Here is a 2,991-nt window from a genome sequence, read left to right as displayed (position 1 = left end):
TAGCATAAGCCATAGTGGTGGACGGAAACACAGCAAAAGCATGGAGTGCCCCCTGCCGGAATCGAACCAGCAACCTACTGATTACAAATCAGTTGCTCTGCCAGTTGAGCTAAGGAGGCGGCCAAAATCAATTGGTTTATTAAAACAAATATAGGGAAATATAGTATAAATGTATCAATAAGGCTATCTAAAATATGGATTAGCTAGCTAGATATGCCAGAAAAAAGAGCATAAAAAAGCCTTGAAAAGTGCTTTGTAAGAAGTAACTAAGTACATTTTTCCTACCTAAGCTCTTTAATACGCGCTGCTTTACCTTGTTTGCCTCGTAGGTAGTAAATTCTAGCTCTACGCACACGGCCCTTTCTTTTTACTTCTATTTTCTCAATATTAGGACAAAGCAAAGGAAAAATGCGTTCTACACCTACCTCTTTAGATACTTTACGTATGGTAAAAGTCTCTCCATTGGTATTAGGGTTTTTACGTTGAATAACGGCTCCTTGAAATTGTTGAATACGTACTTTATTGCCTTCTTGTATTTTTACATGGACGTTGATGGTATCTCCAGCCTTAAAAGAGGGAAATGTGCGCACTGGTTGAGGATTACAAGTTGCCTCAACATATTTTATTAAGTTATGCATAACTAGTCAGAAAATTAGAATAAATGTTAATGCAAAGATAATACTATTTTTGAAATTCCGTACCTTGCAGTACCGTAAATGGTAATAAAGATAGATCAGGGCGTTTTACCTTCACTCAATCAATTTTAATGAAAAATATTCGAAATTTTTGCATCATTGCCCATATTGATCATGGCAAAAGTACTTTGGCAGATCGCTTATTAGAAGTAACTAAAACAGTTGGCATACGTGATCAAAAAAATCAAGTGCTAGATAATATGGATTTAGAACGTGAGCGTGGTATCACGATTAAAAGCCATGCGATCCAAATGGAATACTTATATAATGGTCAATCTTATTTACTCAATTTAATTGATACGCCAGGACACGTAGACTTTACCTATGAAGTTTCTCGATCAATTGCTGCGTGCGAGGGGGCGTTGCTGATAGTCGATGCAGCACAGGGGGTAGAAGCGCAAACGATTTCTAATCTCTATCTCGCCCTGGATCAAAACCTTACCATTATTCCTGTCTTGAATAAGATTGATTTGCCAGGGGCCATGCCAGAGGAGGTAAAAGATCAAATCATAGAACTGATAGGGTGTGATCGCGATGAAATCATTGCTGCTAGTGCCAAGCAAGGTCTTGGGATTGATACCATACTGGAAGCAGTAGTCAGGCGTATACCTGCTCCTACAGGGGATTATCGCGCACCCCTGCAAGCCATGATTTTTGATTCATTATATAATACTTTTCGTGGTGTAGAGGTTTATTTTCGGATTTTTAATGGAGCAATTAAAGCTGGAGACCAGATTCAATGTATTAGTACAGGTCTAGAATATAGGGTGGAAGAGGTTGGTATTTTAAAGTTGCAACAAATACCCCAACCCACTTTAAAAGCAGGGCATGTAGGCTATATGATTGCTGGCATTAAAAATGCGAGTGAAGTAAAAGTGGGGGATACCATTACCCATGTAGATAAAGCTGGGCGTCCGTTAGGGGCCATGATTAAGGGATTTGAAGAAGTCAAACCTATGGTTTTTGCCGGCATCTATCCAGTAGATACTACGGAATATGAGGCATTGCGAGATTCTATGGAAAAATTAAAATTAAATGACGCTTCATTGATTTGGGAGCCAGAGAGCTCTGCTGCTTTAGGTTTTGGATTTCGATGTGGTTTCTTGGGGATGCTCCATATGGAGATCATACAGGAACGCCTAGAAAAAGAATTTAATATCACTATTATCACTACCGTTCCATCGGTACAGTTTCATGTAATAGATCAAAAAGGTCAATTGATAGATGTGCAAGCACCTGCAGATATGCCCGACCCTAATACCATTGATCGTATTGAAGAACCGCTTATTCAAGCACAAATTATTACAAAATCAGAATTTGTGGGAGGGATTATGAAACTTTGTATGGATAGAAGAGGGATTTTTAAAAATCAAGTTTATTTAACCGCTGACCGTGTAGAACTTACGTTTGAACTACCCTTAGCCGAAGTGGTTTTTGACTTTTTTGATAAACTCAAGACCATTTCACGCGGGTATGCTTCCTTAGATTATGAATTATCTAGGTTTGCTAATGCAGACCTGGTGAAACTAGATATTTTATTACATAATGAAAAAGTAGATGCACTTTCGGCAATTGTACATAGGTCCAATGCCTACGAACGAGGCAAGGTTTTATGTAAAAAGCTTAAAGAAATCATTCCTAGACATATGTTTGAAGTGAGTATTCAAGCAGCTATTGGTACAAAAATTATTGCTAGAGAAACGGTAAAGTCGCTGCGCAAAAATGTGATTGCCAAATGCTATGGTGGTGATATTTCACGAAAACGAAAGTTGTTAGAAAAACAAAAAAAGGGTAAAAAACGAATGAGACAGGTGGGATCAGTAGAAATTCCCCAAGAGGCTTTTATGGCGGTATTAAAGTTGGATGATTAAATAGCATGTTTAACTTATTTATATCCTACCTAGTCAGCACTATGGTAACACTACTAGACCAAAAAAGCAAATAGGCCTATCTGTTCACAACACTGGTAAATAATGAGGCCGTCGTGATAGGCAGTCATTATAATTTTTGTTAATGCTCTAGCCTTACTTTTTGATATTTTTGGTATTTTGGAGCTATAAATCTTATTACTTATAAAGTATTTTCAATTGATGTAGAAACATTTGTGTACACAAGAAAAGTTTTTAGTATCCATTCAGCATATGGTAAGGCTACGTATAAACACGCCCCTTGTAAAAAGCTGCGTATCTATTCACCACTAGGGCAGCGTACGTAAAGAAAAAAACGCCCCTTGTAAAATAGTTGCGATCAGAAAGCAGCCCTAGCAGCTGAAATAGAAAAACAGCTTGTTTGAAGC

The 2,991-nt window shown here is 37.8% G+C and carries 2 protein-coding genes and 1 tRNA gene; 1 reads left to right on the top strand and 2 read right to left on the bottom strand.

Annotated features, from left to right (window positions below; translation table 11 throughout):
• Positions 1-46: 46 nt before the first annotated feature.
• Both MUW73_RS02300 and rplS read right to left on the bottom strand, forming a co-directional pair.
• Positions 47-119: transfer RNA gene (locus MUW73_RS02300), tRNA-Thr, on the bottom strand.
• Positions 120-281: 162 nt separating this feature from the next.
• Positions 282-638, bottom strand: a complete 357-nt coding sequence (gene rplS, locus MUW73_RS02295; protein WP_243018595.1) for a 50S ribosomal protein L19 — start codon at positions 636-638, stop codon at positions 282-284.
• A 128-nt stretch (positions 639-766) separates the two neighbouring features.
• On the opposite strand from rplS, the gene lepA reads away from it, so the two are divergent.
• A complete protein-coding gene (gene lepA / locus MUW73_RS02290; protein ID WP_243575216.1) occupies positions 767-2,566 on the top strand; it encodes a translation elongation factor 4 in 1,800 nt (599 codons plus the stop codon).
• Positions 2,567-2,991: the final 425 nt, after the last annotated feature.

It is taken from the genome of Candidatus Cardinium sp. cByotN1 (assembly GCF_022810525.1).
Lineage (GTDB): Bacteria > Bacteroidota > Bacteroidia > Cytophagales > Amoebophilaceae > Cardinium.
The sequence above is the reverse complement of the archived record's forward strand: the minus strand, read 5'-3'. Positions and strand labels throughout refer to the sequence as shown.

Excerpts from the sequence above, each read along its gene's own strand:
- rplS (WP_243018595.1), bottom strand. The coding sequence starts at position 638 with ATGCATAACTTAATAAAATATGTTGAGGCAACTTGTAATCCTCAACCA.
- lepA (WP_243575216.1), top strand. The coding sequence starts at position 767 with ATGAAAAATATTCGAAATTTTTGCATCATTGCCCATATTGATCATGGC.